4 protein-coding genes are annotated in these 1,836 nt (G+C 45.5%); 3 read left to right on the forward strand and 1 reads right to left on the reverse strand.

What is annotated here, in order from left to right:
- The coding region (locus C7K08_RS13860) for an ArsR/SmtB family transcription factor (protein WP_133165310.1) at positions 1-205 on the forward strand (205 nt) is incomplete at its 5' end.
- Positions 206-417: 212 nt separating this feature from the next.
- On the opposite strand, the gene C7K08_RS13870 is transcribed toward C7K08_RS13860, so the two are convergent.
- Complete coding sequence (locus C7K08_RS13870; protein ID WP_106501107.1) at positions 418-651, reverse strand: hypothetical protein; 234 nt, start codon at positions 649-651, stop codon at positions 418-420.
- A 99-nt stretch (positions 652-750) separates the two neighbouring features.
- Here C7K08_RS13870 and C7K08_RS13875 point away from each other — a divergent pair, with 99 nt between their 5' ends.
- Positions 751-1,155, forward strand: a complete 405-nt coding sequence (locus C7K08_RS13875; protein WP_106501108.1) for a YccF domain-containing protein — start codon at positions 751-753, stop codon at positions 1,153-1,155.
- Positions 1,156-1,378: 223 nt separating this feature from the next.
- The gene (locus C7K08_RS13885; protein ID WP_106501109.1) at positions 1,379-1,666 is read left to right on the forward strand and encodes a hypothetical protein; all 288 of its coding nucleotides are present in this window, start codon (positions 1,379-1,381) and stop codon (positions 1,664-1,666) included.
- The last annotated feature ends 170 nt before the right edge of the window (positions 1,667-1,836 follow it).

Genomic DNA, 1,836 nt, shown 5'->3' on the forward strand with positions numbered 1-1,836 from the left:
GTGTGATCTAACTAGTGATCTGGGGCTTGCTCAATCCAAACTTTCATTTCACCTAAAGGCGATGAAAGATGCGGGTCTGATCAGTGCTCGCCAGCAGGGCCGCTGGACCTACTACCGGTTAGAAGCAGAGAGTTTGCTCTGGTTGCGCAATTGGTTAGACCAATTGGCCGCTAGTTGCATTAAACCAGCTAGCATCTGTGATTAATTATTACCCAAACAAGATGAAAAATTTTTCAGGCCCGCTAAGAAGAATGTTGATCTATGGCTTCATCAGTTATTTAGGGCTTGTACTAATAAATAATTCTGAATTGAATTTGCCAAATATGTGGCTAGCATACGCTCCGATGTTTATCAGTATATACATTTTAACTCAGTGGCTTGATAGAAAGTTTAACGATCAATCAAAATTAAAGTAGCTCAATCCTTAGCGGCCTGTTGGTATAAAGCTTCTAATCTTTCCCGGCTCAGATCCACATACATAACTTCGTCGCCGGGTGCTGGCGCTTCTGGATGCATTCTTTGCTTTGGGTTGCTTGCGATCCTCACTGGCACAGCGGCTGCATTGCGYAGATTTTGATTCATCAAGGCAAAAGCACCACCAGCTATGGCCGCAAAGCAGATTARATAAAGGGTTGCGAGGAAATCGTTCATTGGGGCTACGSGKYTTGTWCWCGAATCYTAGTGTAAMGGATTGTTAAGCGTGGCTTGGGCTTGGGTTTYTGCCTAATATGGRCCAAGRAAGTTCAARYCATGCTCAGCTTTTTGCTCAATGTTGTTTGGTTTGTGCTTGGCGGCTTGTTGATGGGATTGGGTTGGTGGTTGGCTGGAATTATTGCTGCAATCACAATCGTTGGCATACCTTGGGCACGGGCTTGTTTTGTAATTGGTAATTATTCTTTTTCCCCTTTTGGTAAGGAGGCWGTTAGTCGCCAAGAGCTAACTGGAAAGCTTGATTTTGGCACAGGACCTTTAGGCTTGATCGGTAATATTATTTGGTTTCTAATAGCTGGTTGGTGGTTAGCTATCGGACATTTAACTTCTGCCTTGGCCTGTTTTATATCAATAATTGGCATTCCTTTCGGGATTCAACATATCAAACTTGCCTTGATTGCCYTGGCACCAATCGGCATGCAAGTGGTGCCTGTGCGSCGTTGAATGTGATGGATCAGCTYAATTGGGGTTATRTCCAGCTRGGGGTTGTKGCCCTTGCTTTTGCTGGTTTGCAGKTGTGGTGGATCGGCAGTGTTTTTAAAAAGCGTGAACGCTCACGGCCSCAAACCAATAGGGAGTTCCGCAGATCACTGGAGGCKATCTGGAAACAGGAAARGCAGCAGCCYTAGGRTTAATGCGCCAAACTGATGGCTGYTAGCTTATTTAGATGACACCGAATCGWGAGCAAATCCTTKCCGCTTCTGCTGGCTGGGTGGCAGTGCTTTTGAATGTGATTCCAGGTTTAGGCGCCRGTTATTTATATCAAAGGCGTTGGCGTGCCTATTGGATTACATCTGCCCTTGCCACCAGCTGGTTTGTTGCCGGTGCAGTTCTTGCTCAAAATGCTGACGCCGCAGCTGAAAGCCAAAATCAATTAGTTGGTTTAATTGGTTTAATCGTGTTAGCTGTTGTTACGGCAACAGAAGCAGGCCTAGCTGTTAAAAAAGTGAGGTAAGTGAGTTTTGATTTGGCAATAAAACCATTCAATTAATATTGATTGTTGGGGATGCTACTTGGCAACCGATAACAGCAATCCTCCCCCGGCCACAAGCAACAGCCCTGCCCAACCAATTAGGGAGGGACGTTCACCAAGAAAAGCAAAGCCTATCAGCGCCACCATTAAGA

The sequence above is a fragment of the Synechococcus lacustris str. Tous genome (assembly GCF_003011125.1).
GTDB lineage: Bacteria > Cyanobacteriota > Cyanobacteriia > PCC-6307 > Cyanobiaceae > Synechococcus_D > Synechococcus_D lacustris.